General features: G+C 59.3%; 26 protein-coding genes. 12 read left to right on the top strand and 14 right to left on the bottom strand.

From position 1 onward, the window contains the following. Positions 1-98: 98 nt before the first annotated feature. Positions 99-539 carry a peptidoglycan-binding protein LysM gene (gene lysM / locus FHL07_RS17535; RefSeq protein WP_095000736.1) on the top strand — a complete coding sequence of 147 codons (441 nt, stop codon included), beginning with the start codon at positions 99-101 and terminating at the stop codon, positions 537-539. A 76-nt stretch (positions 540-615) separates the two neighbouring features. On the opposite strand, the gene yrfG is transcribed toward lysM, so the two are convergent. Then, positions 616-1,278 (bottom strand): GMP/IMP nucleotidase, encoded by a 663-nt coding sequence (gene yrfG / locus FHL07_RS17530; RefSeq protein ID WP_095000737.1) that lies wholly within the window; start codon positions 1,276-1,278, stop codon positions 616-618. A gap of 87 nt (positions 1,279-1,365) precedes the next feature. Here yrfG and nudE point away from each other — a divergent pair, with 87 nt between their 5' ends. Together nudE and cysQ are read left to right on the top strand one after the other, a co-directional pair. Further along, entirely contained in the window at positions 1,366-1,932 is a 567-nt protein-coding gene (gene nudE, locus FHL07_RS17525; protein ID WP_095000738.1) for an ADP compounds hydrolase NudE, read from the top strand. Then, positions 1,929-2,756, top strand: coding sequence for a 3'(2'),5'-bisphosphate nucleotidase CysQ (gene cysQ / locus FHL07_RS17520; protein ID WP_095000739.1), 828 nt, complete (start codon positions 1,929-1,931; stop codon positions 2,754-2,756). Before nudE ends, cysQ begins: the two co-directional genes overlap by 4 nt. A gap of 104 nt (positions 2,757-2,860) precedes the next feature. Here cysQ and FHL07_RS17515 read toward each other — a convergent pair whose 3' ends face one another. The 5 genes from FHL07_RS17515 to rfbB form a co-directional block, all read right to left on the bottom strand. After that, positions 2,861-3,316: a thioesterase domain-containing protein gene (locus tag FHL07_RS17515; RefSeq protein ID WP_095000740.1), complete on the bottom strand. Its 456-nt coding sequence runs from the start codon at positions 3,314-3,316 to the stop codon at positions 2,861-2,863. A 12-nt stretch (positions 3,317-3,328) separates the two neighbouring features. After that, positions 3,329-4,720 (bottom strand): sigma-54-dependent transcriptional regulator, encoded by a 1,392-nt coding sequence (locus FHL07_RS17510; protein WP_095000741.1) that lies wholly within the window; start codon positions 4,718-4,720, stop codon positions 3,329-3,331. Next, the gene (locus tag FHL07_RS17505) at positions 4,717-6,531 is read right to left on the bottom strand and encodes a sensor histidine kinase (RefSeq protein WP_095017781.1); all 1,815 of its coding nucleotides are present in this window, start codon (positions 6,529-6,531) and stop codon (positions 4,717-4,719) included. The genes FHL07_RS17510 and FHL07_RS17505 overlap by 4 nt, the downstream gene beginning before the upstream one ends. Positions 6,532-6,677: 146 nt before the next feature. Further along, positions 6,678-7,550: a dTDP-4-dehydrorhamnose reductase gene (gene rfbD / locus FHL07_RS17500; RefSeq protein WP_138738754.1), complete on the bottom strand. Its 873-nt coding sequence runs from the start codon at positions 7,548-7,550 to the stop codon at positions 6,678-6,680. A 17-nt stretch (positions 7,551-7,567) separates the two neighbouring features. Further along, a complete protein-coding gene (gene rfbB / locus FHL07_RS17495) occupies positions 7,568-8,650 on the bottom strand; it encodes a dTDP-glucose 4,6-dehydratase (RefSeq protein WP_095000743.1) in 1,083 nt (360 codons plus the stop codon). Positions 8,651-8,934: 284 nt separating this feature from the next. Here rfbB and aguA point away from each other — a divergent pair, with 284 nt between their 5' ends. Then, positions 8,935-10,041, top strand: a complete 1,107-nt coding sequence (aguA, locus tag FHL07_RS17490) for an agmatine deiminase (RefSeq protein ID WP_095024213.1) — start codon at positions 8,935-8,937, stop codon at positions 10,039-10,041. Between the two features lie 105 nt (positions 10,042-10,146). On the opposite strand, the gene FHL07_RS17485 is transcribed toward aguA, so the two are convergent. Then, entirely contained in the window at positions 10,147-12,225 is a 2,079-nt protein-coding gene (locus FHL07_RS17485; RefSeq protein WP_095000745.1) for a TonB-dependent receptor, read from the bottom strand. Positions 12,226-12,482: 257 nt separating this feature from the next. Between FHL07_RS17485 and FHL07_RS17480 the strand changes: the two genes are divergently transcribed. The 4 genes from FHL07_RS17480 (at position 12,483) to FHL07_RS17465 (ending at position 15,595) form a co-directional block, all read left to right on the top strand. Then, complete coding sequence (locus tag FHL07_RS17480; protein ID WP_095000746.1) at positions 12,483-13,178, top strand: DsbA family protein; 696 nt, start codon at positions 12,483-12,485, stop codon at positions 13,176-13,178. Positions 13,179-13,428: 250 nt separating this feature from the next. Further along, positions 13,429-14,712: an OprD family porin gene (locus FHL07_RS17475; RefSeq protein ID WP_138738739.1), complete on the top strand. Its 1,284-nt coding sequence runs from the start codon at positions 13,429-13,431 to the stop codon at positions 14,710-14,712. 216 nt (positions 14,713-14,928) lie between these two features. Next, positions 14,929-15,294, top strand: a complete 366-nt coding sequence (locus FHL07_RS17470; protein WP_130872324.1) for a type II toxin-antitoxin system RelE/ParE family toxin — start codon at positions 14,929-14,931, stop codon at positions 15,292-15,294. Next, the gene (locus tag FHL07_RS17465; protein ID WP_095017778.1) at positions 15,287-15,595 is read left to right on the top strand and encodes an XRE family transcriptional regulator; all 309 of its coding nucleotides are present in this window, start codon (positions 15,287-15,289) and stop codon (positions 15,593-15,595) included. Before FHL07_RS17470 ends, FHL07_RS17465 begins: the two co-directional genes overlap by 8 nt. A gap of 6 nt (positions 15,596-15,601) precedes the next feature. Here the strand turns inward: FHL07_RS17465 and FHL07_RS17460 are convergent, their stop codons facing one another. The 4 genes from FHL07_RS17460 to FHL07_RS17445 are packed head-to-tail and all read right to left on the bottom strand — an operon-like array spanning position 15,602 to position 19,967. Further along, the gene (locus FHL07_RS17460) at positions 15,602-15,925 is read right to left on the bottom strand and encodes a DUF3325 domain-containing protein (protein WP_095031414.1); all 324 of its coding nucleotides are present in this window, start codon (positions 15,923-15,925) and stop codon (positions 15,602-15,604) included. Then, positions 15,922-17,532, bottom strand: coding sequence for a PepSY-associated TM helix domain-containing protein (locus tag FHL07_RS17455; RefSeq protein WP_138738738.1), 1,611 nt, complete (start codon positions 17,530-17,532; stop codon positions 15,922-15,924). The genes FHL07_RS17460 and FHL07_RS17455 overlap by 4 nt, the downstream gene beginning before the upstream one ends. Beyond that, on the bottom strand, positions 17,529-17,831 hold the full coding sequence (locus FHL07_RS17450; protein ID WP_095000752.1) for a hypothetical protein: 303 nt from the start codon (positions 17,829-17,831) through the stop codon (positions 17,529-17,531). The genes FHL07_RS17455 and FHL07_RS17450 overlap by 4 nt, the downstream gene beginning before the upstream one ends. 33 nt (positions 17,832-17,864) lie before the next feature. Further along, entirely contained in the window at positions 17,865-19,967 is a 2,103-nt protein-coding gene (locus FHL07_RS17445) for a TonB-dependent receptor domain-containing protein (RefSeq protein ID WP_138738737.1), read from the bottom strand. A 177-nt stretch (positions 19,968-20,144) separates the two neighbouring features. Here FHL07_RS17445 and FHL07_RS17440 point away from each other — a divergent pair, with 177 nt between their 5' ends. Together FHL07_RS17440 and FHL07_RS17435 are read left to right on the top strand one after the other, a co-directional pair. Further along, entirely contained in the window at positions 20,145-20,840 is a 696-nt protein-coding gene (locus FHL07_RS17440) for a response regulator transcription factor (RefSeq protein WP_138738736.1), read from the top strand. After that, positions 20,833-22,194 carry a sensor histidine kinase gene (locus tag FHL07_RS17435; RefSeq protein WP_138738735.1) on the top strand — a complete coding sequence of 454 codons (1,362 nt, stop codon included), beginning with the start codon at positions 20,833-20,835 and terminating at the stop codon, positions 22,192-22,194. The genes FHL07_RS17440 and FHL07_RS17435 overlap by 8 nt, the downstream gene beginning before the upstream one ends. On the opposite strand, the gene dsdC is transcribed toward FHL07_RS17435, so the two are convergent. From dsdC to FHL07_RS17420, 3 genes are all read right to left on the bottom strand, one after another. Next, entirely contained in the window at positions 22,136-23,095 is a 960-nt protein-coding gene (gene dsdC / locus FHL07_RS17430) for a DNA-binding transcriptional regulator DsdC (protein ID WP_095038713.1), read from the bottom strand. The two genes, FHL07_RS17435 and dsdC, sit on opposite strands and share 59 nt — an antisense overlap. An 83-nt stretch (positions 23,096-23,178) precedes the next feature. Next, a complete protein-coding gene (gene dsdA / locus FHL07_RS17425) occupies positions 23,179-24,525 on the bottom strand; it encodes a D-serine ammonia-lyase (protein WP_133143910.1) in 1,347 nt (448 codons plus the stop codon). Positions 24,526-24,567: 42 nt separating this feature from the next. Further along, positions 24,568-25,908 carry a GntT/GntP/DsdX family permease gene (locus tag FHL07_RS17420; RefSeq protein ID WP_138738734.1) on the bottom strand — a complete coding sequence of 447 codons (1,341 nt, stop codon included), beginning with the start codon at positions 25,906-25,908 and terminating at the stop codon, positions 24,568-24,570. Between the two features lie 233 nt (positions 25,909-26,141). On the opposite strand from FHL07_RS17420, the gene FHL07_RS17415 reads away from it, so the two are divergent. Next, positions 26,142-26,321 carry a type II toxin-antitoxin system HicA family toxin gene (locus FHL07_RS17415; RefSeq protein ID WP_095001085.1) on the top strand — a complete coding sequence of 60 codons (180 nt, stop codon included), beginning with the start codon at positions 26,142-26,144 and terminating at the stop codon, positions 26,319-26,321. A gap of 40 nt (positions 26,322-26,361) precedes the next feature. After that, entirely contained in the window at positions 26,362-26,769 is a 408-nt protein-coding gene (locus FHL07_RS17410; protein ID WP_138738733.1) for a type II toxin-antitoxin system HicB family antitoxin, read from the top strand. Positions 26,770-26,809: the final 40 nt, after the last annotated feature.

Raw genomic sequence — 26,809 nt, 5'->3', positions numbered from 1 at the left:
CTCCGGGTGCAATTCAGCGGGCGATTCTAGCGCGCTTGCACATGGCGTAGATGGTCTACGCTCTTGAGTCTGGATCTTCCAACCTAGGAGCGTGATGTATGAGTATTTTCAGCTTTGTGAAAGAAGCCGGCGAAAAATTGATCGACCTGCTGACACCGGGCAACGCCAATGCGGGCGAGGAGCTCAAGAAGCACGTACAGGAAGTGGGCTTGGGCAATCCGAACATCACCGCTACCGTGGAAGGCGACAAAGTGACAGTCAGCGGTGAAGTGGCCACCCAGGAAGAGAAAGAAAAAATCATTCTGGCGGCGGGTAATATCGCAGGCGTGGCCAGTGTTGAAGACAAGATCACCGTGACCGGCCCGGCTGTTGTGGCTTCGCGTTTTGTCGTGGTGAAAAAGGGCGACACCCTGAGCGCAATTTCGCTGCAGGTGTACGGCAACGCCAATCTGTACAACAAGATTTTCGAAGCCAACAAACCGTTGCTCAAGGACCCGAACAAAATCTATCCGGGCCAGACGCTGCGTATTCCCGAGTAAACCGTTTTACCCTGTGGGAGCGAGCCTGCTCGCGAATGCACTTCGCGAGCAGGCTCGCTCCCACGGGTTCAGAGATTCACAGCCCTTCCAGCAACTCGCGATAGTCCCCCAGCGCAGCAAATTCTGCAGTGTCTTTCGGGCCTTTTTGGCTGTCGGGCTGTTTCACTGCCAGCAAGTGAGCCACCCCAAAATCACGGGCACTGCGCAAAATTGGCAGGGTATCGTCGATAAACAGGCTGCGGGCTGGGTCAAAACCGATATCTGCTTGCAGGGCATCCCAGAACGCCGGGCTTTCCTTGGGATAACCGTAGTCGTGGGAACTGATAAGTCGCTCGAAATACGGGGCCAGCTCAATGCGCTCCATTTTCAACGACAGCGAATCACGGTGCGCGTTGGTGATCATGATCACCCGCTTGCCAGCTTTGTTGATGGCTGCCAGAAAAGTATCGGCATCGGGGCGCAAGGCAATCAGATGAGCGGTTTCGAGTTTGAGTTCGCGCACCGGGATCTTCAGCTCGCGGCTCCAGAAATCCAGGCAGTACCATTTCAACTGGCCCGCGTTGCCTTCAAATAGCGGCGTCAGTTCCAGATCCGCCATCGCCCGGCTGATGCCATGCAGCTCGGCATAGCGTTGGGGCAGGTGCTCCAGCCAGAAATGGTTGTCGTAGTGCAGGTCGAGCAGCGTGCCGTCCATGTCGAGCAGCACGGTATCAATGTCGCGCCAAGGTAAAACGGTCATGCAAAACTTCTCCCACAGGTAAAAATTTCCGACACAGACAATCGGAAAAGCCGGGGTATAGTACCCCGTTCATATTGAGGAGCCGCTATGCGCCAAAAACCCACCGTACTTGCCCGTGAAATTGTTGCCAGTAGCCGATTGTTTCGGGTTGAAGAAGTGCAACTGCGCTTCTCCAATGGAGTAGAGCGCACTTACGAACGGTTGGTGGGGCGCGGCAACGGTTATGGCGCAGTGATGATTGTGGCCATGATCGATGCTGAGCACGCGATTCTGGTTGAAGAATATTGCGGCGGCACTGATGAATACGAAGTTTCGCTGCCCAAGGGCCTGATCGAGCCGGGCGAAGATGTGTTGGCTGCGGCTGAACGAGAGCTCAAGGAGGAGGCCGGTTTCGGTGCTCGCCAGCTCGAGCATTTGACCGAGCTGTCCCTGTCCCCCGGCTATATGAGTCAAAAAATTCAGGTGGTCCTGGCTACCGATCTTTACGAAGAGCATCTGGAAGGCGACGAACCTGAGCCGATGCGCGTTGATCGGGTCAACCTGCGTGAGCTGTCGAGCCTGGTGCTTAACCCGCAGTTCAGCGAAGGTCGTGCCCTGGCCGCGCTGTATCTGGCCCGCGATCTGCTGACCCAGCGTGGAGCATTCCAGCCGTGAGTGTCTTGCCCCATCCTTTGCTTGAAGGCGTGATCAAACTGGCCCATGCCGCTGGCGACGCGATTTTGCCGTTCTGGCGAGCGGGCGTTGAAGTCAGTGCCAAGGCCGATGATTCGCCAGTCACGGCCGCTGATCTGGCCGCCCATCACATCCTGCTTGATGGCCTCACCGCGCTGGCCCCGAGTATTCCGGTACTGTCGGAGGAAGACGCCAATATCGCGCAAGACGTGCGCGCGGGTTGGACGCGCTGGTGGTTGGTTGACCCGCTGGATGGCACCAAGGAATTCATTTGCGGCAGTGAAGAGTTCACCGTCAACATTGCGTTGATCGAGCAGGGTCGTGTGGTGTTTGGCGTGGTATCCATGCCCACCAGCGGTCGTTGCTACTACGGCGGCGCGGGCCTGGGGGCCTGGCGGGCGGAGGGTGATGAACCTGTGCCCATCAGCGTGCGAAACACACCGCCTGCGGGTGAGGCGTTGACCGTAGTCGCCAGCCGCCGCCATTCCAGCCCTGAGCAGGAGCACTTGCTGGCCGGGCTGAGTGAGCATCTGGGCGAATTGAAGTTGGTCAGCGTGGGCAGTTCCTTGAAGTTCTGTTTGCTGGCTGAAGGAGCGGCTGATTGTTATCCACGCCTGGCGCCGACTTCGCAGTGGGATACGGCAGCGGCACAGGGTGTGCTGGAAGGGGCTGGTGGTGTGGTGCTGCAACTGGATGGTGAACCGTTCAGTTATCCGGCCCGTGAGTCGCTGCTCAATCAGTCGTTTCTGGCGTTGCCGGCGCAGGCGCCGTGGCGTGAAAAATTGCTGGATCTGGCACAACGCTAGTCCACCCCTGTGGGAGCGGGCTTGCCCGCGATGCAAACGCTGTGGTCTTTCAGCCAGACCGCGCCGCGGCCATCGCGAGCAAACCCGTTCCCACAAAAATCGAGTTAGCGGTGCAACACGTACTGCCCGCTAAACCTCACCGCATCTTCCCCGCCCTGAACATTGACTACCCGCGTTTCCAGGGTCAGCCGCGCGCGGCCGTGGCGTTTGTACATGGCCAAAAACCTGTTCCATTGCGCATCATCTGGCGCATCACATAACGCAATGGCGTCCTCGGTCACGGGCAGCGGGTAGCTGATATGACCTTCCTGAATCACGATATGCCCGTCTTCGATTCCCGCTTCGCGCAGGCTCAAATGCAGCCAGCCCCAGCCCGCCAGCACTGCGCCGCAGTACAGGCTGCCGCCGAACATGGTGCTCTTGTGATTGATATTGGCTTCAAGCGGCAACTGCAGACGCAACTGCCGGTCTTGCCAGCCCAGTACCTTGAGACCCATTTCCCGGGTCAGCGGGATGTCGTGATGAAGAACTGACTCCAGATAACGACTGTCGCGGTTCATGCTGCGGCCTCTTTAATCAAGTTCATCTGGGTGTGGATGGCTGGCGCTGTCGAAGTTCAGCCCGTGCTTGCGCAGCTTGTCGTGCAGGGTCTTGCGCGGCACACCCAGTGCTTCGGCCAGGCTGCGCATGGAGCTGTGGGTGCGTTCAAGCTCGGCGGCGATCAGGCTTTTCTCGAAGTGCTCGACCTGCTCGCTCAAGCCGCCAGCTACTTCATTGCCCGCTGCTGGCTGGCCTTCAGCGGAGTTATCCAGAGCCAATTCAAGGCCCAGGGCAAAGCGCTCGGCGACGTTTTGCAGCTCGCGCACGTTGCCAGGCCAGGTGTGGCGCAACAATAAAGCCCGCTGCGCCGGTTGCAGCACGTTGGGCGTCAGGTCATGGCGCACGCTGGCTTCGCCGGCAAAATAATCGAACAACATCAGCACATCTTCACCCCGCTCACGCAGGGGGGCGATGCGCAAGGGCGCTACGTTGAGGCGGTAATACAGGTCGGCGCGGAAGCGGCCCTGATCGGCGGCCTGGCGCAGGTCTTCCTTGGTGGCGGCGATCACCCGTATATCCAGCGGGATCAGCTGGTTCCCACCCAGGCGCTCGACCACGCGCTCTTGCAGCAAACGCAGCAATTTGACCTGCACGTCCAGGCTCATGCTCTCGATTTCGTCGAGGAACAGGGTGCCGCCATTGGCGAACTCGAACTTGCCAATGCGCCGCTTCTGCGCGCCGGTAAAGGCTCCCGGCTCATGCCCGAACAGTTCGCTCTCAACCACGGATTCAGCCAGGGCCCCGGCATTGATCGCCACAAACGGGCCGTTACGCCGCGCCGATAAATCATGCAGCGCCCGTGCAACCACTTCTTTGCCCGAGCCGGTCTCGCCGAGGATCAGCACATCGGCCTTGGTGGCGGCCAGAGCGCCGATTTGCTCGCGCAAGCGCAACATGGCCGGTGATACCCCCACCAGCCGCGAGCTCAGCAACTGGCGATCGCTCAGAGCCAGGCGCAGGCTGCGGTTGTCCATAACCAGGGCGCGCAAGGCCAGAGCACGACGCACGCTGTCGAGCAGGGCGTCACTGGCAAAGGGCTTTTCGAGAAAGTCATAGGCACCTGCACGCATGGCCTGCACCGCCAGCGGCACATCGCCGTGACCGGTAATCAGCAGCACCGGCAGTTCCGGGTCCTGGCCATGCAGTTGCGCCAGCAGCTCAAGGCCGTCCATGCCCGGCATGCGGATATCGCTGACTACCACACCCGGCCAGTCCCGGCCGATACGCTCGGCCAGGCCGTTGGCTTCGGCCAGTGGCAGCACCTTGAGCCCGGCCAGGTCCAGGGTCTGATACAAAGCCTGGCGCAGATGCGGGTCATCATCGATCAGGATGACCTGAACGTGCGGATCGATGGGCTGGCTCATGACCTGGAGTCCTCTGAAGCTTGCAAGCTCACACCTGGCGCACCTGCGCGCAGGCGTAAGGTAATTAAGGCGCCGCCTTCTTTGTGGTTGGCGAACAACAATTCGCCACCAAAGGCGCGGATCAGTGTGTCGCAAATGGCCAGCCCCAGGCCCAGCCCCTGAGTACGGGTCTTGGTGGTATAGAACGGCTCACCGGCGCGGCCCAGCGCTTCCATGCAAAAACCCGGGCCGTTGTCGCGAATGTACACAGTGACGCCTTCCGGCGTGGATTGGGCACTTAGCCACAAGCGCCGGGGCGGGCCTTTTTCGGTCAAGGCATCGAGGGCGTTGGCCAGCAGGTTACCCAGTACCTGACGCAGGCGTGTTTCACCGGCTTCAACCCAGAGCGTGGCGGCGGGCAAGTCACGGATCAGTTCGACTTCCATGCTGCGTCGACGCTTGGCCAGCAACGCCAGGGCATCGTCCAGCGCCGGTTGCAGGGCGACGCTTTCCGGTGCGTGGCGATCGCGGCGGGCGAAGGCGCGCAGGTGGGCAATGATGGAGGACATGCGGCCGGTCAGTTCGTTGATCAGCTTGAGGTTGCCGCGGGCATCGTCGATACGTTGGTGGTCGAGCAACACTTCGGCGTTTTCGGCATAACTGCGGATAGCCGCCAGCGGCTGGTTGAGTTCGTGGCTGATGCTGGCCGACATGGTGCCCAGCGCCGACAGCTTGCCTGCCTGCACCAGATCGTCCTGGGCGCGCACCAGTTCCTGTTGCGCATGTTCGCGCTCCAGTACCTCTTCACGCAGACGCCGGTTTAGCCCTTCAAGGTCGCTGGTGCGCTCTGCCACACGCATTTCCAGCTCGCGGCGGGCCTTGGCTTCAAATGCAATGCGATCCAGGTAATGACGCCGACGCTGCATCATTAAACCGATCAACAGCATGACCACCAGCAAGGTGGCGCCGCCGATGGCCAGCACGGTGCGCACCGAGCGGTCGATCAATGTGCGAGGGGCAAGAATGTTCGCCTGCCAGCCGGTTTCGTCGATGGTCTGCGTCTGTACCAGCCAGGCACTGGGGTCGAGCGCCAGGGGCTTGGGGTCGCTGGTGGGGTAGGGGAGAATGGCGAAAATGGCCTGACGTTCTTCCTCAGACAGATCACGGGTGGACCTGAAGCGCCATTCAGGGCGCGAAGTGAGAATGACCACCCCATTGCTGTCGGTCAGCAACAGTTGTTCCGGTGTTTTGCCCCAGAGTCGCTCGGTGTGGTCGAGGTCGACCTTGACCACCAGTACGCCAAGCTTTTGGTTGTCTACCTCAACCGGTGCTGCGAAGTAGTAGCCGCGTTTTCCGGAGGTCGTGCCCTGGCCGAAGAAGCGCCCGAGCTTGCCTTGCATTGCTTCGCTGAAATAGGGGCGGAAGGCAAAGTTACGTCCGATAAAACTATCGCTTTTATTCCAGTTCGACGTCGCAATAGTGTCACCATGAGCATCCACCAGGTACATGACTTCAGCGCCGGTCTGGCTGGTGATTTCACTGAGCAACTGATTGGCTTTACTCAGGGCTTGCGGGCTTTCCGGGTCAGCCAGCAGCTCGCGCAGGTCAGGCAACTGGCCCAGAATCTGCGGCAGCACCTCATAGCGATGCAGCGTGCCCAGCAGGTTGGCCACGTACAGGTCGAGCGTCTGGCGGTTTTGCCCGGCCAGTTCGCTGCGGTAATAGCGCTCGGCCAGGTGTTGCAGCGGCCACAGCAAAGGCGCCAGGCACAGCGCCAATAAGGCCAGGCTACGCCAGCGGGGTCTGCGAGGAACTGAGGAAGAGGTGATCATCGTTGAGCTGCGCTGCAAGAATACGTTGCAGTATACCCAACGAACCCTGTGGGAGCGGGCTTGCTCGCGATGCAAACGGCGCGGTTTGTCAGGCAGACCGCAGTGATGTCATCGCGAGCAAGCCCGCTCCCACAAGGGGATTGGCGTTAGCGTGGTTGCTCGGCCACGCAATCGCTCAGCGCGGCGGTCCATTCGGGTTGGGTGACTTGCCATTCGCGGGCCAGCTTGCTGCAATCCAGGCGCGAGTTTTGCGGCCGTGCTGCGGGTGTCGGGTAGGCGCTGGCAGGAATGGGTTCCAGCGTCGCGCAGGCCTTGCCCTGGGCGCTCAGGTGCGCGGCGATGGCCTGGGTAAAGCCAAACCACGAAGTTTCACCCTGAGCAGTCAGGTGGTAGGTGCCCCATGCCCCGGTTTCACCGGCTTGCCAGCGCTCGATCAATGCCCGCGTGCTTCGGGCTATGGTGCCGGCCCAGGTCGGTGCGCCGATCTGGTCAGCCACTACGCGTAATTCCGGGCGTTCTTGCAGCAAGCGCTGCATGGTCAGCAGGAAGTTTTTACCATGGGTCGAGTACACCCAACTGGTGCGCAGGATCAAGTGTCGGGCACCGCTCGCCGCGATGGCCAGTTCTCCCGCCAGCTTGCTTTTGCCGTATACGCCGAGCGGGTTGGTGGCGTCGTCTTCGGTGTAGGGCGCAGGTTTGCTGCCATCAAACACGTAGTCGGTGGAGTAGTGAATCAAGGGGATGCCCAGGGCCGCCGCTTCTTCAGCAAACACACCCGGTGCGGTGGCGTTGATGGCAAAGGCCAGTTCCTGCTCGTTTTCAGCCTGATCCACGGCAGTGTGAGCTGCGGCAATGATGATCAAGTCCGGCTTGTGCGCCCGCACCTGGGCACGGATTTGCTCGGGCTGGCTCAGATCGAGTACATCGCGGCCCAGCACAATCAGGTTGCCCAGACCGGCAAGGTGCTTTTGCAACTCAACGGCAACCTGACCGGTTTTGCCGCTGATAAGGATGTTCAGCGGGGTTTTAAGGTCAGTCACGCGATCAGGTCCCTGGGCTCGGTGAAGCCCAGGCGCTGGCCCTGATAGCTGCCGTCTTGCACGCGCTGGCACCACTCCAGATGGTCCAGGTACCACTGCACGGTTTTGCGCAGGCCGGTTGCGAAAGTTTCTTCGGGCACCCAGCCCAGCTCGCGTTCAATTTTGCCGGCGTCGATCGCGTAGCGCTGGTCGTGGCCCGGGCGGTCCTGGACGAAGGTGATCAGGTCGGCAAACTGCGCGACGCCCGCCGGACGCTCGGGCGCCAGTTCTTCGAGCAGGGCGCAGATGCTGCGCACCACGTCGATGTTCTTTTGCTCGTTATGCCCGCCGATGTTGTAGGTCTCGCCTACGACACCTTCGGTCACGACTTTCAGCAGGGCGCGGGCGTGATCCTCGACGAACAGCCAGTCACGCACTTGCAGGCCATTGCCATACACCGGCAGCGGCTTGCCGGCGAGGGCGTTGAGGATCACCAGCGGGATCAGTTTTTCCGGGAAGTGGAACGGCCCGTAGTTGTTCGAGCAGTTGGTCAGCAACACCGGCAAACCGTAGGTACGGTTCCAGGCGCGGACCAGATGGTCGGACGCCGCCTTGCTGGCCGAGTACGGCGAGCTTGGCGCGTAGGGGGTAGTCTCGGTGAACAGATCGTCGACGCCGTGCAGGTCGCCATACACTTCGTCGGTGGAAATATGGTGGAAGCGAAATGCGCTTTTTTCCGGCTCAGGCAAGGTCAACCAGTAAGCGCGGGTGGCTTCCAGCAGGCTGTAGGTACCGACGATATTGGTCTGGATAAAGTCCGACGGGCCATCGATGGAGCGGTCAACGTGTGACTCGGCCGCCAGGTGCATGATCGCCTGCGGCTGGAAACGCGCAATGATCGCGCTGACCGCTGCCTGATCGACGATATCGGCCTGCACGAATTCGTAGCGGGTATCGGTGGCAATGCTTTGCAGCGATTCCAGGTTACCGGCGTAGGTCAGCTTGTCGAGGTTGAGCACTTCATGCCCGGTATTTTTGATCAGATGACGGATCAACGCTGAACCAATAAAACCGGCGCCGCCGGTGACTAAAATGCGCATGTGGTGATCCCTTATTCCCCGAAGGCACTTAAACGTATGAGGTATAGCTTGTGGGGATGCGCCGGGGGGTGCAAGTGGGAGCTGTCGGGAAAATAGCGGTAGGGATAAAAATGCAGATTAATATCTGTTTATTCACGGTTTAAATACGCGTTAAAACTTATAAAGTGTTTTTGTTGCCGATATTTATCGGCTATAAGTGTGCTCGCCGTTGACGCAAAGCTGAGCTGCGTCCACTGTCCTGTTTGTTTCGCACTCAAAACCCAAGACGTTTTCCAGGAGTCCAGATGACCACTTTGCACAGTTCGCCGCGCGCTGACGGCTTTTACATGCCTGCCGAATGGGCTGCGCAGACCCAGACGTGGATGATCTGGCCTGAACGTCCGGACAACTGGCGCCTGGGCGGCAAGCCGGCACAGGCGGCGCACGCGGCTGTGGCCAAGGCCATTGCGCGTTTTGAACCGGTGACCGTCGGGGTGTCGGCAGCCCAGTACGAAAACGCCCGCGCTCAGCTCGATGTGCCGAATATTCGTGTGGTCGAAATATCCAGCGACGATGCCTGGGTACGCGACAGCGGTCCGACCTTCGTGATCAACCGCAGTGGCGAAGTGCGCGGCGTAAACTGGGATTTCAACGCTTGGGGCGGCTTCGACGGTGGTTTGTACTTCCCGTGGAACCGTGACCAGCAAGTGGGCAGCAAGGTACTGGAAATCGAACGTTGCCCGCGTTACTACACCGAAGGTTTTGTGCTTGAAGGCGGCTCAATCCACGTCGATGGTGAAGGCACGCTGATCACCACGGCCGAATGCCTGATGAACCGCAACCGCAACCCGCATCTGTCACGCGAAGAAATCGAAGACGTGCTGCGCTCGCATCTGGCTGTGGACAAGATCATCTGGCTGCCGGACGGCCTGTTCAACGACGAAACCGACGGCCATGTGGATAACTTCTGCTGCTACGTTGCTCCGGGTGAGGTATTGCTGGCCTGGACTGACGACGAGCGTGACCCTAACTACGTGCGCTGCCATGCGGCGATGAATGTGTTGGCGACCAGCACTGACGCCAAGGGGCGGCCGTTTGTGGTGCACAAAATGCCGATCCCGGGGCCGATGTATGCGACCCAGGAAGAGTGTGACGGTGTTGATAAAGTGGCTGGCAGCCAGGACCGTAATCCGACTGAGCGTCTGGCCGGTTCCTATGTGAACTTTCTGATCGTCAACGGTGGCATCATCGCACCGAGCTTTAATGACCCTATGGATGCGCAGGCAAAAGACATTCTGCAGAAAATTTTCCCGCAGCACGAAGTGGTGATGGTGCCGGGTCGTGAGTTGCTGCTGGGTGGTGGCAATATCCATTGCCTGACCCAGCAGCAGCCTGCGCCGTACAAAATCTGAGGGATGTGGGAGCGGGCTTGCCCGCGATAAATGCGCTGCGGTCTGTCTGACATACCGCAGTGATTCAATCGCGAGCAAGCCCGCTCCCACAGGGTCAGTACTTATTCAGAACTTGTACGTCCCCGTCATCACCAGGCTGCGCGGCTCGCCCGGCATGATCTGCGCGGCGCTGGTGGCCGACGCATAGTAGTAACGGTCGGTCAGGTTGGTCAGAGCACCGCTCACATCCCAGTCTTTTTCGCGATACCCCGCCAACGCATCCCAGCGCCCGTAGCCCGGCAATACCACGGTGTTCTGGTTATCGGCATAACGCTGGCCCACCAGGGTCAGGCCCGTTTCGGCGTACCAGCCCATCTCCGGCTTCCAGGTAATAAACAGGCTGCCATTGTGCTTGGCCACGCCATTGATGCGTTTGCCCTCAAGCCCGTTGTTGTCCTTGACCACCGTTGCATCCTGCACACCCACGCCGCCGCGCATGTACCAGTTGCCGCCCAGCTTGCCGCTGGCGGTCAGTTCGATGCCGCGTGAGCGTTGCAGGCCGGAGAGCAGGGTGATGGTCGGGTCGTCCGGGTCCTTGGTGCGGCGGTTGTAGAGTTCCAGCTCATACACCGCCAGGGTGGTGCTCAGACGGTCATCCAGCCAGTCGCTTTTGACGCCGATTTCCTTTTGCTTGGTCAGCTCCGGACTCAGGTCGTTGGTGTTGCCTGCAGCACCGGGGGTGATGCCGATCAGGCCGCCGCCCACCGGTGAGAAGGTCTTGGTCCACGAGGCGTAGAACGAGTGGTTTTGCAGCGGCGTCCAGACCACGCCAAGGCGCGGGCTGGTGCTGTGGCTTTGGCGTTCTTCGGTCGGGATCAAGGGCCTGAGATGGTTGGTGGTCTCGACGTTAAAGCGGTCGTAACGCAAGCCGGCCAGTACCTGCCATTGATCGTTGAGGCGAAGCTGGTCCTGGACATACAGGCCCTGGCTCTCGACTTCGGTGTGGTTGTCGCTGGAAATTACCATCGGCCCGGTCGGGCGCAGGCTACGATCGGGGTTGTACACATCTACTGGCGGTACGCCCCCGGCTTTGTAGAGTTTGGGGTCGCGGCGCTGGCTGCCGAGTTCCAGCCCGGTCAGCAGGCGGTGCTCCAGGCCAAAGGTGTCAAAGCCGCCTTCGATTTCGAGGTTGTTGAAAATATTGCGGGTGGTCATGTCCTGCTGCCAGCTCTGGCGGTTGACCTTGTTGATTTTCGGGTCGTAGCCGGTCAGGTAGGTGTTTTCGAACTGGCTGTCGAGCTTGAACACGCCCAGGGTATGGCGCAGTTGCCAGTTGTCGCTCAGTTCATAGCTCAGGCGCGAGCGCAGGTTCTGGACTTTATCGTCGATAAAATCGTTTTGCCCGCCGTAGGTGGTGCCACGGCTGACATCCGCCGGGCGCCCGTCGATGCTCGGAATGCCGCGATCCGGGGTACGGTTGTAGCGGTTGTATTCGTATTGCACCAGCCAGTTCAGGTCGGGGGTAATTTGCCAGCTTATCGATGGCGCGAACAGCTGACGGTTACCGCTGACGTGATCGCGAAAGCTGTTTTTGTCTTCGTTGCCCATGTTCAGGCGCAGGCTCACGGTGTCACTCGGGTCAGCGCTAAGGTCGGCATACAGGCTGCGCAAATCCTCGCTGCCGCCCTGGGCCTGAATGCTCGACTGGCGGCCGGACTGGGGCATCTTGCTGACGCGGTTGATGATCCCGCCCTGGCTGCCACGGCCATACAGCACGGCCGCCGGGCCCTTGAGCACTTCAATACGTTCGATATTGTGCAGGTCGCGTACGTATTGGCTGTCGTCGCGAATACCGTCCAGATAAAAGTCGTTGCTGGCGTCAAAGCCGCGGATGCGCAGGCTGTCAAAACGGGTGTCGGCAGTGCTGCTGACGTTGGGAATCCCGCTCAGGGCTTCGCCGATGCTGTTGATGCCGTAATCGAGGACGTTGCTGGTTTTTACCGAGTCGATGGCTTGCGGCACATAACGCGCCGGAGTCGAGGTGCGAGTAGCGGTGGTGACATCCTTGACCCGTGGGTCATCGGCCTCAGCTTCGCTGGCGCTGATCGACAGCTCCGGGAGCACAGTGGTGGCGTTACTGAATCCGGCGTACAGCAAGGCACACAGCCCCAGATTCAAGGGTGTTAAACGGCAGGGGGAGAGCATGGTTGAGGGGTGTCCGGGCGGTTGAGAGGGTCGTTATATTTTTAGGGCGTGAATGGTAATAGTTCTTGTTGCCTTATGTTAAGAATTACCAATAACGTGACCTGCAAATATGTTTCTGTTTGTTTCTCTGCCCTGCAGCCCTTACAGCACCTGATTCGCCCGGTTCGCGCAACACACTAAAAGGCATACCGATGTTTTTCCCCTGGCCCTGCAAGACTAGGCTGGCGTTCTGTTTTAGTGATGACCCGGAGCCCTACATGACCGCTACACCTGTCCTGCATTACATCTACGACCCCCTGTGCGGCTGGTGCTATGGCGCCAAGCCGCTGATCGACGCCGCGCGCGATATTTTGCCGGTCGTGGCCCACGGTGGCGGGATGATGGCAGGCGCACATCGCCGAGCTGTGTCGGCGCAACTGCGCGATTACGTGATGCCCCATGACCAGCGCATTGCCCAATGCACCGGGCAACCATTTGGCGAGGGGTACTTCGAAGGCTTGCTGCGCGACACCACGGCAGTATTCGATTCGGCGCCGCCGACCACCGCCGTGCTGGTTGCCGAACAATTGGCCGGGCGCGGCCTGGAGCTGTTGGGGCGCCTGCAAACGGCGCATTACGCAGAAGGGCGGCGGATTGCCGATAAAGACGTATTGCTGGCAGTGGCGACCGAAATGGGCCTGGATGTCGATGCATTCCGCGCCGCTTACGCTGCGATGAGCGGCGATGTAACGCAGGCCCACTTCAAGGCCAGCCGGGCATTGTTGTCCCGGGTTGCTGGGCAGGGCTTTCCGACTGTTGTACTGGAGCAGTCCGGCCAGTATCAGGTGATCGACCTTGGGGAGTATTTGGGCAAGCCTGAAGCTTTTGCTGCCTGGTTGCGCCAGTGCGCTGGCGTCACCGGTACAGACACAATCGTTTCAGCGCCAGCCTGTGGCCTGGATGGTTGTCAGTAACAATTTCTGACACTTCGGTCAAAGCTTTGAAAAGCCTTGGCAATTAACAAATTTTTCACGAAATTGACACCTCGCCTTCACGGCAGCTAGGATCCCTGCCAACGCCTGTGGCGATAAGCCATACACCAACTTTTCGAAAGACCTGCACACAGTCTTCGTGCGGGTCTTTTTGTTTATGTGAAGCAACCACCACTCAATGTTTCAGCTTGAACCCCACAGCGCGCTTCTATTCAGAAATAAGGAAAATAATATGTTGAACAAACGGATAGGTCTTCTCGCTCTGGGCGTACTCAGTGCTACCCAGGCTATGGCTAACGATCAAGCTGACGCAAAAGGTTTTGTAGAAGACAGCCACCTCAATGTACTGGCGCGCAACGCCTACATCAGCCGTGACTACAAAAACCACCAACAAGACAAAGCTGAATGGGGCCAGGGTTTCCTCGGCACATTCACTTCGGGCTTCACCCAGGGCACCGTAGGTGTGGGTGTGGATGCTTTCGGCATCTACGCACTGCGTCTGGATGGCGGTCGCGGCAACAGCGGCGCGGGCGGTATCGATTTCTTCAAGCAGGGCGCCAGCGGTAAAGCGGCTGACGACATCGCCAAGGCTGGCGCTGCGGTGAAGGTTCGCGTGTCCAACACTGTGCTCAAGTACGGCGATCAAATGCCTGCGCTGCCGGTGTTGATGTATGACAATTCGCGTCTGATGCCGGAAAGCTTCACCGGTACCCTGTTGACCTCCAAGGAGATCAACGGTCTGGAAATCAACGTCGGTCGTTTCACTGCAGAGTCGCGTAAAAGTGCTGAAGCACGCGACAGCGGTGACTTGAAAAGCATCAACGTGTTCGGCGGTAGCTACAAGTTCACCGACAACCTGTCGGCGTCCCTGTACGGCTCCGAGATGGAAGACGAGCTGAACAAGCAATACGTGGGCGTAACCTACGCAATCCCGCTGCAAGACAAACAGTCCCTGACGTTTGATTTCAACGGCTACCGTACTCACGTAAAAGAAGACTACGCCCGTGACGTGCTGAAGGTTGACGGCCAGGACAACAAGATCTGGAGCCTGGCAAGCACCTACGCTTTCGGCGCGCACACGGTGACCCTGGCGTACCAGAGCAGCACCGGCGAAATCGGCTACCCGTACGGCGGCTATCGCAACGCAGGCGGCGTGGGCGACGGTGGCAACACCATCCTGCTGGCCAACTCCTACTGGTCCGACTTCAATGCCAAGGACGAACGTTCGTGGCAGCTGGGTTATGGCTTCGACTTCGGTGCCGTTGGTATTCCGGGTCTGACCTACAACATCGCCTACGTGCGCGGCACCAACATCGACGACGGTTCCGACCGTGGCCGTGGTACTGAGCGCGAAATCTTCAACCAGGCCAAGTACGTCGTACAAAGCGGCCCGGTCAAAGACCTGAGCGTGCGTCTGCGTGGCTCGTGGTTGCGCGTATCGAACAACGCCAGCGACTACAACGTGGGCGGCAACGAAGTACGTGTATTTGTTGATTACCCGATCAGCATTTTCTGATGCGACCGACCTGTTGAACAGGTTGGACATCTGAATAAAAACGCCCCGACTGGTTCGGGGCGTTTTTTTTTGGCCGCGATTAACCGCGGCGTGAGGAACGCATCCGGATGAAACCATCACTCACACTTGGGTTGGACCGAGAACTAGTTGGCCATTATCTGAAGTGTTTAAGATTATTCCCTTGAGATTATATTCCTTTGGTGGAATATTTTGAGCATGACATGGAACGTTGAGTACACCGACGAATTTGGCCTATGGTGGGAAACGCTCAGTGAAAAGGAACAGGTCAGCGTGGCGGCCAGTGTCAAATTGCTAGAGCTGCTCGGTCCGGCCCTGCGCTTCCCCCATTGCAGCGATATCAAGGGGGCACGCTACGGTAACCTTCGCAAACTACGCGTGCAGCATGGAGGTCGCCCCTACCGGGTGCTTTATGCCTTTGACCCACGCCGCTGCGCCTTGCTGTTAACGGGCGGTCACAAGACCGGTCACGACCGATGGTATGAAGAGAATGTCCCTTTGGCGGAAATTCTCTACGAAGTCCATTTGCAGACACTGATTGAAGAGGGCCAGGAAAATGGCTAAAAAATTTGCCGAGCTTGAAGCGCGCATGTCCCCAGAGGCGCGTGAGCAAACCCAGGCTTTATACCATCAGCATTTGCAGGAAATGCCTTTGCACGAGTTGCGCAAAGCTCAGGCGCTGAGCCAGGAGACACTGGCCAAAGCGCTGAATATCAACCAGGCGGCAGTTTCCAAAATGGAGCGGCGCACTGATATGTATATCAGTACGTTGCGTAATTACATTCAAGCCATGGGTGGCGAGCTGGAAATCATCGCGACTTTCCCGGATGGTCAGGTAAAAATAGAAAACTTCGCGCACAAATAACGCGTTCTAAAATACCCAAACCGCCAATGCCATTGAAGGCCCTGCAACGGCCAGCGGCACGATCAGGCGCGGCCGGTATGTCAGCAATATCACCAGCCCGCCAGCCGCAACGCTGAGCACTGCCGCCCACAAGGCGATACCCACTGACGGGCCCAGTTCGATAACGCCGGGGATCACCGCTCCAACCAGCAGCAGCCAGCCCAGCAGGCGCAATAGCTGGCGCTTGAACGGGCCGCCTTTGTCTGCAAACACCTGCCCATGATGGCGCTCGGTACTCAGGCTGAGTGCGCTGAAACCACTGAAACTCAACGCCAGGCATATCCAGATCATGCTGCGCTCTCTTGTCGGGTGTTGACCGTACGCGGTTGGCGCTGTGGCCGTTGCAGCGGTTGATGGCGGTTGAGTTTCCAGGCCGCGTAGCCAAGCAGCGCTGCACTGGCGAGCAAGGTCAGGTCCATGCCCGCCAGCAACCATTGGCCCTGTGCAAGGCTGGCCAGCAGATGGCTGTGTGCAAGGCCGAAACTGAACAGCGGCAAGGCTGCAAATAACCCTGCAGCTACCCAGAGCTGTTCAAGCCAGGCTCGTTTGTGGCTGCGCAGCAGTGGATGAACCAGGCACAGCAACCAGATGATAAAGAAGCTGCGAATTTCCCAGGCGCTGCGCTGGGTCATGTCCACGGGTAATAACCGATTAGCCCAAAAATAGGCGGCAATGGCCAGCGGCAGACCCGTAACCGTGCCGACATTGAGCACCTCGACCAGACGATGGCCGATGGGGGTGCGCCCCAGTTTCTGCCGTTCCGGCAGGCGTTTGACCACCCATAGCACCAGCCCGGTGGCAATCATTGCCGTACCCACGACCCCGCTGATAAAGAAAAACCAGCGCAGCGGAGCACCGGCAAAGCGGATCAGGTGCAGGCTGGACAACACGTTATAGATCGCGTTGGGCGTGCTGATCGCAGGGGCGGGTGGGCTGTTCAACAAAGCACCACTCACACCGTCAAAACGCAGCCGTTCGCTGTTGCCCCGGTCGATCAGGCTGTCGCCACCGCGTTCACGCAGTTCGATGACGGCATCCGATGTGCCGGGCCGGGTCACGCTGATGCTGCTGACTCCTCGGGGCCAGCGCTGCTCGGCCTGGGCCAGCAGGGGGGCAACGTCCGTCAGTGGCACCTGCTCGCCCAATGGCTGATCGCCTGCACCCATTGCTGGCGCAGTACGGGCACCGCGTCCGCCGCTTTCGTTGAAGAACTTTTGGGTATCACCGCGATAGGCGCTTTCAACGCCCCAGGGCATCAACATAAACATCAGCAGCAACAAACCGCTGTAAGTGATCATCAAGTGAAACGGCAGGGCCAGCACTGCAGTGGCATTGTGCGCGTCCAGCCATGAGCGTTGTCCCTTGCGTGGACGAAAAGTGAAGAACTCCTTAAAGATTTTTTTGTGGGTGATCACCCCGCTGACAATCGCCACCAGCATCACCATGGTCGCAATACCGACGATCCAGCGCGCCAGCACTTGCGGCATGCCGTACAGCTCAAAGTGAAAACGATAAAGAAAACCGCCGCCACGGGTTTCCCGCGGGGTCACCGGTTCGGCCGTGCCCGCATCCAGGGCCACGCTTTGGCCGCCCCTTTTGACGACCGGCTGGCCGATGTCGAACCACTGTGCCTGCGCCCCGGCATTGCGTTCGCCGGGCAGGGTGAGGGTCCATTGCGCAGCGTTGGGCGCCAGGCTTTGCATGGCTTGCGCAAGGCGCTGCGCGGTCTGGTTGTCGGGCACAGAGGCGTGCAGTTCAGGTTTCATCCAGAACGTGATTTCTTCCTGAAAAAAACTCAGGGTACCGGTCAGGAACACGGCATACAGCAACCAGCCGAGTAACAGCCCGACCCATGTGTGCAGCCAGGCGTTGGCCTGACGAAAACCGAGGGCCTTCATGGCATGACTTCCCGCAGCAGCAGGTGGAGGGCCGGCGGCACGCAGCAAGCCAAGGCAACAAGCCAGGCCCGGATTGCAGATGCGGCGCTAAATGCCCAGATTGCCATCGCGCAATACAGCGCAAAGGCCAGCATGGTGGCGCTCAGCACTGCCTGCGCCCGAGGCCCGGGCAGCAACAGACTGAGGCTCGCCGCCGCCAAGGCGGCAAACAGGTAACTGCCAAAAATGGCCAGTACGGTGCGTGCGGCAATGGCCAGACGGTAGGCCGTCTGCGGCGCAGGATTAAGGGCATCGCTCATATGAATACCTTGGGCGCGCAGCCCGGTTCAGGGTCAGAACGTATAGTTGGCTTTGACCCAAAAGCGTCGGCCGTCTTCGGCATAGGAATAATCGGAGTCCACATCCTGCTCCCTGACCTGATTGGTCAGGTTATAGCCGACCAGGCTCAAGGACAGATCCTGGGTAGCTTGCCAGGTGGCGCCCACATCCACGGTAGTGATGGCTTGCTCGCTTTGTGACACGGCGCCGCCCTGACCCCAGGCAATGCTGGTTTCTTCACCGCGATAGCTGACGGTGGCGAAGCTGGAAACCGAGTCGATGATTTGCCAGTCCAGCGTCGCGCTGCCAGAGTGCTTGGGCGTGGCCACCAGGGGCTGGCCCTCGGCCAGTGGGTAGCCAAAGCCTAGAATGGTTGCCTCGCCGCTGGACACTTTGGAGTGCAGGTAGGTGTACTCGCCCTTGAGCTGCACCCGGTCGTTGAAGCGATAACGGGCAGCGGTCTCGATGCCGCGCACCGTGGCACCGGTGATATTGAAATAGGTGCTGTAGATGCGCCCGGTGATCGGGTCTGCAGGTACCGGGCTGCCGTCCGGGTAGTACAGCTGGCGGGTGCCGGTGTTGGCGATCTTGTTTTCGTAGTCGGTGTCGAACAGCGTGACATTACCGCTGAATTTTCCACCGGCGTCGTAGTAAAGGCCGATTTCGCGGTTTTCGCTTTCTTCCGGTTTCAAATCCGGGTTGCCCCAGGTGTAAGCACCACCGCGTTGCGGCAGGCCGATATTGGGGTTGGTCTGGGTGATGGTCGGCGACTTGAAGCCCTTGGCCACGCCGCCTTTTAGCGTCCAGTCCGGATTGAGGCGCCATACGCCGTAAAAGCGTGGTGTCCAATGGCGACCGAAGAACTCGTTGTCGTCCATGCGAATACCGGTGGTCAGGCTGAAGCTGTCAGTCACGCTCCATTCGTTCTCGGCGAACAGCGATTTTTCTGTCATCGAAGTGCCAATCCCAGCACCCTGCGGGCTGGCGTAATAACCGTCCGCCTCCAGCTCGTCTTTTTTCCACTGGGCGCCGGCAACAAAGACGTTGCGGTCAAACGGCAGGCTGATTTTGCTTTCGAATACCGAGTTGGTGACTTCAGGCGTGACGCTCTGATTGCCGGTCTGGACATCGCTGGCGCGGGTCGCTTCTTCGCGATACAGGCTGATATCGGTAGTACCGAAATCCCAGTTGCCGGTGTGGGCCAAAACATAAGTATCGCGGGTGTACTGGTTGTTGTTTTTCGCGGCTGTAGGCGCCAGGCTTTTGCCCGGGTTGTTCCAGAACTCCTGCTCGGTGCGGCCGGCTTCGAGCATGAACTCCTGTTGCTCATCAGGGGTCAGCCACAGGCGTGCGGTGCCGCTGTGGCGGGTCGATTTGGAGAAGCCGTTGAGGATTTTGTCCTCGTCGCGTTGCTTGTCGTAGCCCCAGAGCTGAATGCCGAGACGGTCTTCGACCAGCGGACCGGACACGTACCCGTCCAGTTGCGTGCTGTCACCTGCTTTGGAGCTGTCCTGGAAGGTGTGGTCCGCGGATACCGACCCTGACCATTGCCGCGCCACTTTGCGAGTGATGACGTTGATCACCCCGCCCAGTGCTTCGGAGCCGTAGAGCGTGGACATCGGGCCGCGCACCACCTCAATACGATCAATCGCTTCGACGGGCGGTATCCAGTTCATGCCCAGGCCTTCGGAGGTGCCGCCCTTGAGCGTGACCTGGCTGGTGTTCTGGCGACGACCGTCAATCAGGATCAGGACGTGGCTGGACTCCATGCCGCGAATGGAAATCTCGCCCTTGTCACCGCCGATGATGCTCACGCCTTCAACATTGCGAACGGCATCGGCAAGTGAGCGGAACTGCTTGTTTTCCAGCTCTTCGCGGGTAATCACCGAGATGCTGGCGGGTGCATCGCGCACGTCCTGGCTGAAGCCCGAAGCCGTAACCACCGTTGAGCCGACCTCCAGTGGCGCGGCATTGGCCGTTGCCCCGGAAGGTAGTTCTTCTTCATCGGCGCAAACTGCCGTCAGGGGCAGGCCAAGGCTGACCAGTGCGGTAAAAATAGCCAGAGGCTTGCGGGCAAAAGGAGAGGGGGCAACGGTGCTGCAGCGGTGGCAGTTCATAAACAGCGTTCCTGGGATTCTTGCTATTGCGCAAATGAAAATAATAAGCTGTCTCAGTTGCGTTTCTTGTTTGCGAATGTTGCCAGCTCAACCTGACCGGAACCTGACGAGCCCTCGTTGATTTCCCGCTGCGCCGTTTTTTATCGTCGTGGCTGACCTTTTTGTGGATTGAAGTAAATGAAAGTGCTGGTTGTTGAGGATCACCGGGCACTGCGCGGTTTGCTGATCGAGCATCTGCTGCAAGCCGGATTTGCCGTGGATGGCGCCGAAGATGGGCGCACGGCCCAGGCTTTGCTGGAAGTCGGCAGCTATGACGCGATGATCCTGGATCTTGGCTTGCCGGACATGGACGGCATGTCGCTGCTGGCCATGCGTCAGCACAGCGCCAATGCCGATTTGCCGTGCATCATCCTGACTGCGCGGGATGCCCTGCAAAGCCGGGTCAACGGGCTGAATGCAGGCGCGGACGACTACATTCTCAAACCCTTCGACATGCAGGAACTGGAGGCGCGATTGCGCGCAGTCTTGCGCCGTCCCGGAAGCCGTGTCAGTACCTCGTTGCGCTGCGCCAATCTGACATTCGAGCCTGAAACCCGGCACTTGAGCGTGGATGGCCACCCCGAGGTGCTGGTGCTGGCCCGACGCGAAGCCATGCTGCTGGAAGAAATGCTGCGCATCGCACCGCGTATCGTGATCAAGGAGCAACTCGAAGAGCGGCTGTATGCCTTCAATGAGCCTGTGACCCTGAATGCCATCGAAGCACTGGTCTCACGACTACGGCGCAAACTCGCTGAGGCGGGTGCTCATAGCCGGATCGAGACCGTACGCGGGCTGGGCTATCGCTTGCTTAACCTCGATCCCGCCCATGATTAAGCGCAGCCTGCGCAGCCTGCGCAGCCTGCGCTGGCGGCTGTTGACCGCCATGCTGCTGGTGTTCGCCCTGGGTTTTGGCAACCTGGCGATTTACCTGTATGGCACCCGCGACGAATTGCGCCGCGGGGTAATGACTATTGAAGCGCAGGTGATTGCCGATGGTTTTCGGGTGGACAGCGACCCTGCCAGCCTGCCGCGCCACTATGCCGGTGGCGAACTGTCTTATTCGTTGTACTCGGCCGATGGTCGATTGTTGTGGAAGTCCGAAAACCTCAAACATCCCCGTCGGCTCAAGCAGCCAGGTGCGAACCCGGGCTGGATGCGCTGGAGCGCTTTCAGCGGGCGGGTGGTCAGCGTGCCGGTGGAGTTGCCCGACGGTGCCATATTGATGGTGGCCAAGCAGGACAATCTTGAGCGCGAAGTGATTGGCAACCTGCTGGCGGCCCGCTTGCGCCAGAGCCTGGTGATGATGGTACCTATCGGTTTGCTGTCATTGGGTCTGATCCTTTTATTGCTGCACTGGACCTTGCGTCCGGTGCGGGTGGCGGCCAAGTTGGCGCGCAGTATCGGGCCGGCAAACCCAGAACAACGTATCCCGCTGGACAACCTGCCGAGTGAAATCCAGCCCCTGGCGGCTGCGGCCAATACGGCGCTTGATCGTTTGGCTGCGGCCTACACTGCCGAACGGCGTTTCGTGGCCGACGCAGCCCATGAACTGCGCACGCCGTTGACCGTGCTGGATTTGCGCTTGCAAGCAGCCCGGCGCACAGGGCAGGTCGAGTGGCCTGCGCTGGACATGGAAATGCGCCAGATGCGCCGTTTGGTGACTCAGCTACTGGAACTGGCGCGTCAGGAAGGCGAGGCCGCCCAAGGCCATAACGGGCAGCAGCGCACCCATCTCTCGCGTCTCACTCGCGAAGTCTGTGCCGCGCTGTTACCGCTCTTTGAGGCCAGTGGTCGGGTAATCGAGGTGGATATCACCGCAGGTTGCGAATGCCGGGGCAATCCCGATCAGTTGCGTGAAGCTTTGGGCAACCTGCTGGAAAACGCGCTGGTCCACGGCATGGGCACTGTTCAGGTGACCCTGCGCAAGGTGGCCGGGCACTTGCAGTTGGAGGTCAGCGACCAGGGGCAGGGTATTGCGCCAGAGGAGCGCGAAGCCATGTTCCTGCGCTTTCGCAAGGGCCGGCAAAGCAGCGAAGGTACCGGGTTGGGGCTGGCGATTGTGCGTCAGATCGTGCAAAACGCAGGTGGTCATGTAGCGTTCGTACAGGCGCCGAACACCACCATCAGGGTCAGTTTGGCCGTTGCTCAATCGTCTGTTCCTGAGCGCACATGTGCAACCAGTTCATAAACACCTGCAAGCGCTTGGGCACCACATTGAGCGGTGGGTGCACCAGATAATAATCATAGTGACCGTACTGCCTGAAACCGCCAAAAGGCAGCACCAGTTCGCCGCGATCAACACGTTTTTGCACCAGTTGCTGGCGCCCGATGGCGATCCCCGCGTGGCTCATAGCGGCCGTGACGCACAGGTCCGAACGGTCGAAGGTCAGGGTACGTTTGGGCAGTTCCGCGAGCAGGTTGTGTTGTTCGGCCCACAGGGTCCACTCGGCATCATAGGCGGCATGGTCCCAGGCCAGGGAGTCGTGCAGGGTGGTGCAGTTGCTCAGATTTTGCGGGTTTTCGTGCAGACGGTGACGCTGCGCATATTCCGGGCTGCACACCGGCGCCATGCATTCGCGCATCAGCCGCTGGCTGGTGAGGCCGGGGAATTCGCCGTTGGCGTAGTACAAGGCCAGATCTATTTTGCGTGTGCGAAAGTCGACATTGTCATTGCCCACCCGCAGGTCCAGTGAGACCAGCGGATAGCGCTCGATAAAGTCGGCCAGCCGGGGCACCAGCCAGCATTGGGCCACCGATGGCCTGGCATAGAGCGCAATGGCTCCGGCAATTTCTGGCTGTGACGAGCGTTCAAGGGCTTCGGACAATTCCCCCATCGCACTTTGCAGAATTTCGAAAATTCGCTCGCCTTCGTCAGTCAGGCTGACCTGGCGGGTAAGGCGCTGGAACAGCTTCATATTCAACGCCGTTTCCAGCCGGCTGATGCGGTGGCTGACGGCGCTGGCGGTCAGGCAAAGTTCCTGCGCAGCGCGGGCAAAACTCAGGTGTCGGGCGGCCACCAGAAAGGTATGAAGGTTGGCGAACTGGCTGCTGTTGAGCCGTGAGCTGATGCGGGGAGGAAGATTAAGCACGGTAGTTTGCCCTCAAGCCAAAGGCCGACTTCTTGCAGAATGTGGCAATGAGTCCATCTTGCCACATCCGCTTTACGCCTGAGTCAGCCCAGTAACTCACGACCCTTGGCCAGATAGGCGTCCATCTCGGCCGCAGGCACCATATTTCCTCCCGTTGCCCACACCAGGTGGGTGGCGTTGGCCATGGCCTGCGGGCTCAGGCCAGCGCGGGCCAGATAGCCTTGCTGCTCGCCCAGTACCCGGGCAATACCTGGCACACCTGCCAGTGCGGAAGGCTCAAGGCGCAAGCCTTCACTGCGTTCCATCAGGGCCAGCAGGCTGTACATTTCCTCGTCGCTGACGGTGTAGAAGCCGTCGAGCATGCGCTGCATGGCCTTGCCGACAAAGCCGGAAGCGCGGCCCACGGCGAGGCCGTCTGCGGCGGTGACGTTATCGATGCCGAAATCCTGCACGCTGACTTCGTCGTGCATCCCGGTGTACACACCCAGCAGCATGCAGGGCGAGTGGGTCGGTTCGGCGAAGATGCAATGCACTGCATCACCAAAGGCCAGCTTGAGGCCGAAAGCCACGCCGCCGGGAGCGCCCCCCACACCGCAGGGCAGGTACACAAACAGGGGATGCTGGGCATCCACGGTGATTTGCGCCGCCGCGAACTGCTGTTTCAAACGCTCGCCGGCCACTGCGTAGCCGAGGAACAGATTGACCGAGTTTTCATCGTCGACAAAATGGCAACTCGAGTCGGACTCAGCCTGCTGGCGACCCTGGGCCACGGCCACGCTGTAATCGCTTTCGTACTCCACCACAGTAACGCCGTGGGAGCGCAGCTTGTCTTTCTTCCATTGCCGGGCATCGGCTGACATATGCACGGTCACTTGAAAGCCCAGCGCAGCACCCATGATGCCGATCGACATGCCGAGATTGCCGGTGGAGCCGACGGCGATTTTGTACTGGCCAAAAAAGGCCCGGGCCTTGTCGCTGTGCAGCAGCGCGTAGTCGTCGTCGAGCTTAATCAGGCCACCGGCCAGGGCCAGGTCTTCGGCATGCTTGAGCACTTCATAGATCCCGCCGCGGGCCTTGATCGAGCCGGAGATGGGCAGATGGCTGTCGCGCTTGAGCCACAGCGCGCCATTGAGGCTTTGCCCGTAACGCTCGCCGAGCAACGGCTGCAAATGCGTCAGGGGCAGGATGTCCGACTCGATAATGCCAGCACTGTCCTCTGTCTCAGGGAAGGCAACCCGCAGGTAGGCAGCAAACCGCCCAAGGCGTGCGCTGGCATCGGCCACGTCGGCACTGGTCAGGCCTGTATCGCCAAGCGCCTGCGCTACCGGTGCCACCCCGGGGTTGAACCAGGTGGTTTCTTGCAACGCGACCAGTTCGCGGATCAGCGGGAAGCTGGCGCACCAGTTTTCAAGTGTTCTGCCCAAAATCATGGCGGGGTCCTTTAAACGATAAGTCTGAATATACGGTTTGAATCAAACAAAGCGCGACAGCAGCAGGGTCAGCCCCAGCGCGATCGATGAAGCCAGTACGGTGGCGGTGGTAAAGGTTTTCAGGGCGTCGGTCAGGGATACACCCAGGTACTCCTTGACCACCCAGAAGGCCGAATCCGTGACATGGGTCCAGCCCATGGCTCCGGCGCCGATGGCGATGCAGATGATCTCCTTGCTCACGGTCGGGTGAGCTCCCAGCATAGGCAATACCATGCCTGCGGCGCTGATCATGGCCACTGTTGCCGAGCCGACCGCGAAGTGCATCAAACCGGCCACCAGCCAGGCCAGCACGATGGGGTTCATATTCAATTGGGTCAACGAGGCGGACAGCGCGCTACCCACGCCACTGTCGATCAGAATGCCATTGAATGCCCCGCCGGCACCGATGATCAGCAGGATACTGGCCAGCGGCGGAAAACTCTTTTGCGTGTAAGCCAGCAGGTCGGCCATGGTCAAACCGCGGCGCAAGCCCAGTGCCCAATAAGCGAATACCACGGCAATCGACAGTGCGATCAGCGGGGTGCCCATAAACGAAATCACGCTGAATGCGGTGGATTCATGGGGAAGGCCGGCAGCGAAACTTTTACCGACCATCAGCAGCAACGGCAGGGCGATGGTCAGCAGGGTGACGCCTAGGCCTGGCAGGTCGCGGGTTTTGCTGTCATCGCAATGCTCGTTCAAAAAAGCTTCCTGAGTGGCTGGTGCTTCGGTCTTGCACACCAGTTTGACCCACAGCGGCCCGGCAATCATGGCGGTCGGCAGCGCGACAATCAGACCGTACATGATTACTTTGCCGACATCGGCGCCCAGCATCCCGGTGATCGCCATCGCAGCAGGGTGTGGCGGCAACATGCAATGCACCGTCATCAGCGACACCGCCAGAGGTACGCCCAAGTACAGCAGGTTGATGCGAGTCTCTTTGGCCACTACATAAATCAGCGGAATCAGAAGCACGAACCCCACCTCGAAAAACACCGGGATGCCTGCGATAAATCCGACGAGCATCATCGCCCACGAAGCGCGGTCCTTGCCCAGGGTGTTCAACAGCGTCTGAGCGATGCGCTCCGCACCGCCGGACTCCTCCAGCATCTTGCCCAGAATCCCGCCCAGGCCAATGATCGTTGCCAGAAACCCGAGGGTTCCGCCGACACCGGCTTCATACGACGAAGCAATTTTTACCAACGGCATGCCTGACCCGATTCCCACCACAAAGCTCGCAGCGGTCAAGGCCAGAAAGGCATGAACGCGGACTTTGACGATAAGGAAAATGATCAGCGCGATGGCGCAAAACAACACCAGCAAAAGAGTGGGACCGCTGTGCATGGGAGGTGCTCCGGGAAGCGCTTTTATTGTTGAAATAAGTGATCGTCGTCACTTTGCTTCCGGCAATTAGAGGTTACATCTCCGTAGGCTGACAAAGGATGGTTTTTCACGGTACAGATGATGTGGGGTCATCTGTCAGGAGGTATCCATGCGCAAAGGCTACCGGAGCCATGATTGGGGATGACATTTTATGAATGCGGTGGTTATAGTAACCACTATTGGAGATGGCGAATTTGAATAGCCGACAGCTGATAACCGCAATAGAAGCTGACGGTTGGTATCTGGTACGGAGCAAGGGAAGTCATCACCACTTCAAGCACCCGACGAAGCCGGGGCTGGTAACGATTCCTCATCCGAAGAAAGATTTACTGACCAAAACGATCAACAGTATTTTGAAGCAAGCTCAGCTTTGACTAGCAGGCTGCTTTAACCCGCCCTGTGGAGGTTTTGAACATGCTTTACCCAATAGCGATTCGCCCTGGCGATGAACAACATGCCTGGGGTGTAGACGTGCCGGATATCCCTGGGTGCTTCTCTGCGGGGGAGGATCTTGACGACGCGATGGTCATGGCACGCGAAGCCATTGAAGGGCATCTGGAGATTTTGGCAGAGGATTGCGCCAGAATTCCTGTTGCAACCCCTGTAAGCGCTCATGTTTCCAACCCCGAGTATGAGGGCTGCATCTGGGCATTGGTCGATATCGATATCACCAGATACCTCGGAAAGGCGGAAAAGCTGAATATCACCTTGCCCGCAATCTTGCTGAATCGGATCGATGATTATGTGAAGCATCATCCTGAGCAAAAGAGCCGTTCAGGATTTCTGGCTTCGGCAGCATTAAAGGTTCTGCAACAAGCGTAGGCCGGAGTAAAGGCCACCTCGCGAAGCCCCAAAATCGTGG

Origin of the sequence: Pseudomonas sp. FSL W7-0098 (assembly GCF_005930585.1) — a bacterium.
GTDB classification, from domain to species: Bacteria; Pseudomonadota; Gammaproteobacteria; order Pseudomonadales; family Pseudomonadaceae; genus Aquipseudomonas; species Aquipseudomonas bubulae.
This window is presented reverse-complemented; position numbering and strand designations above follow the sequence as displayed.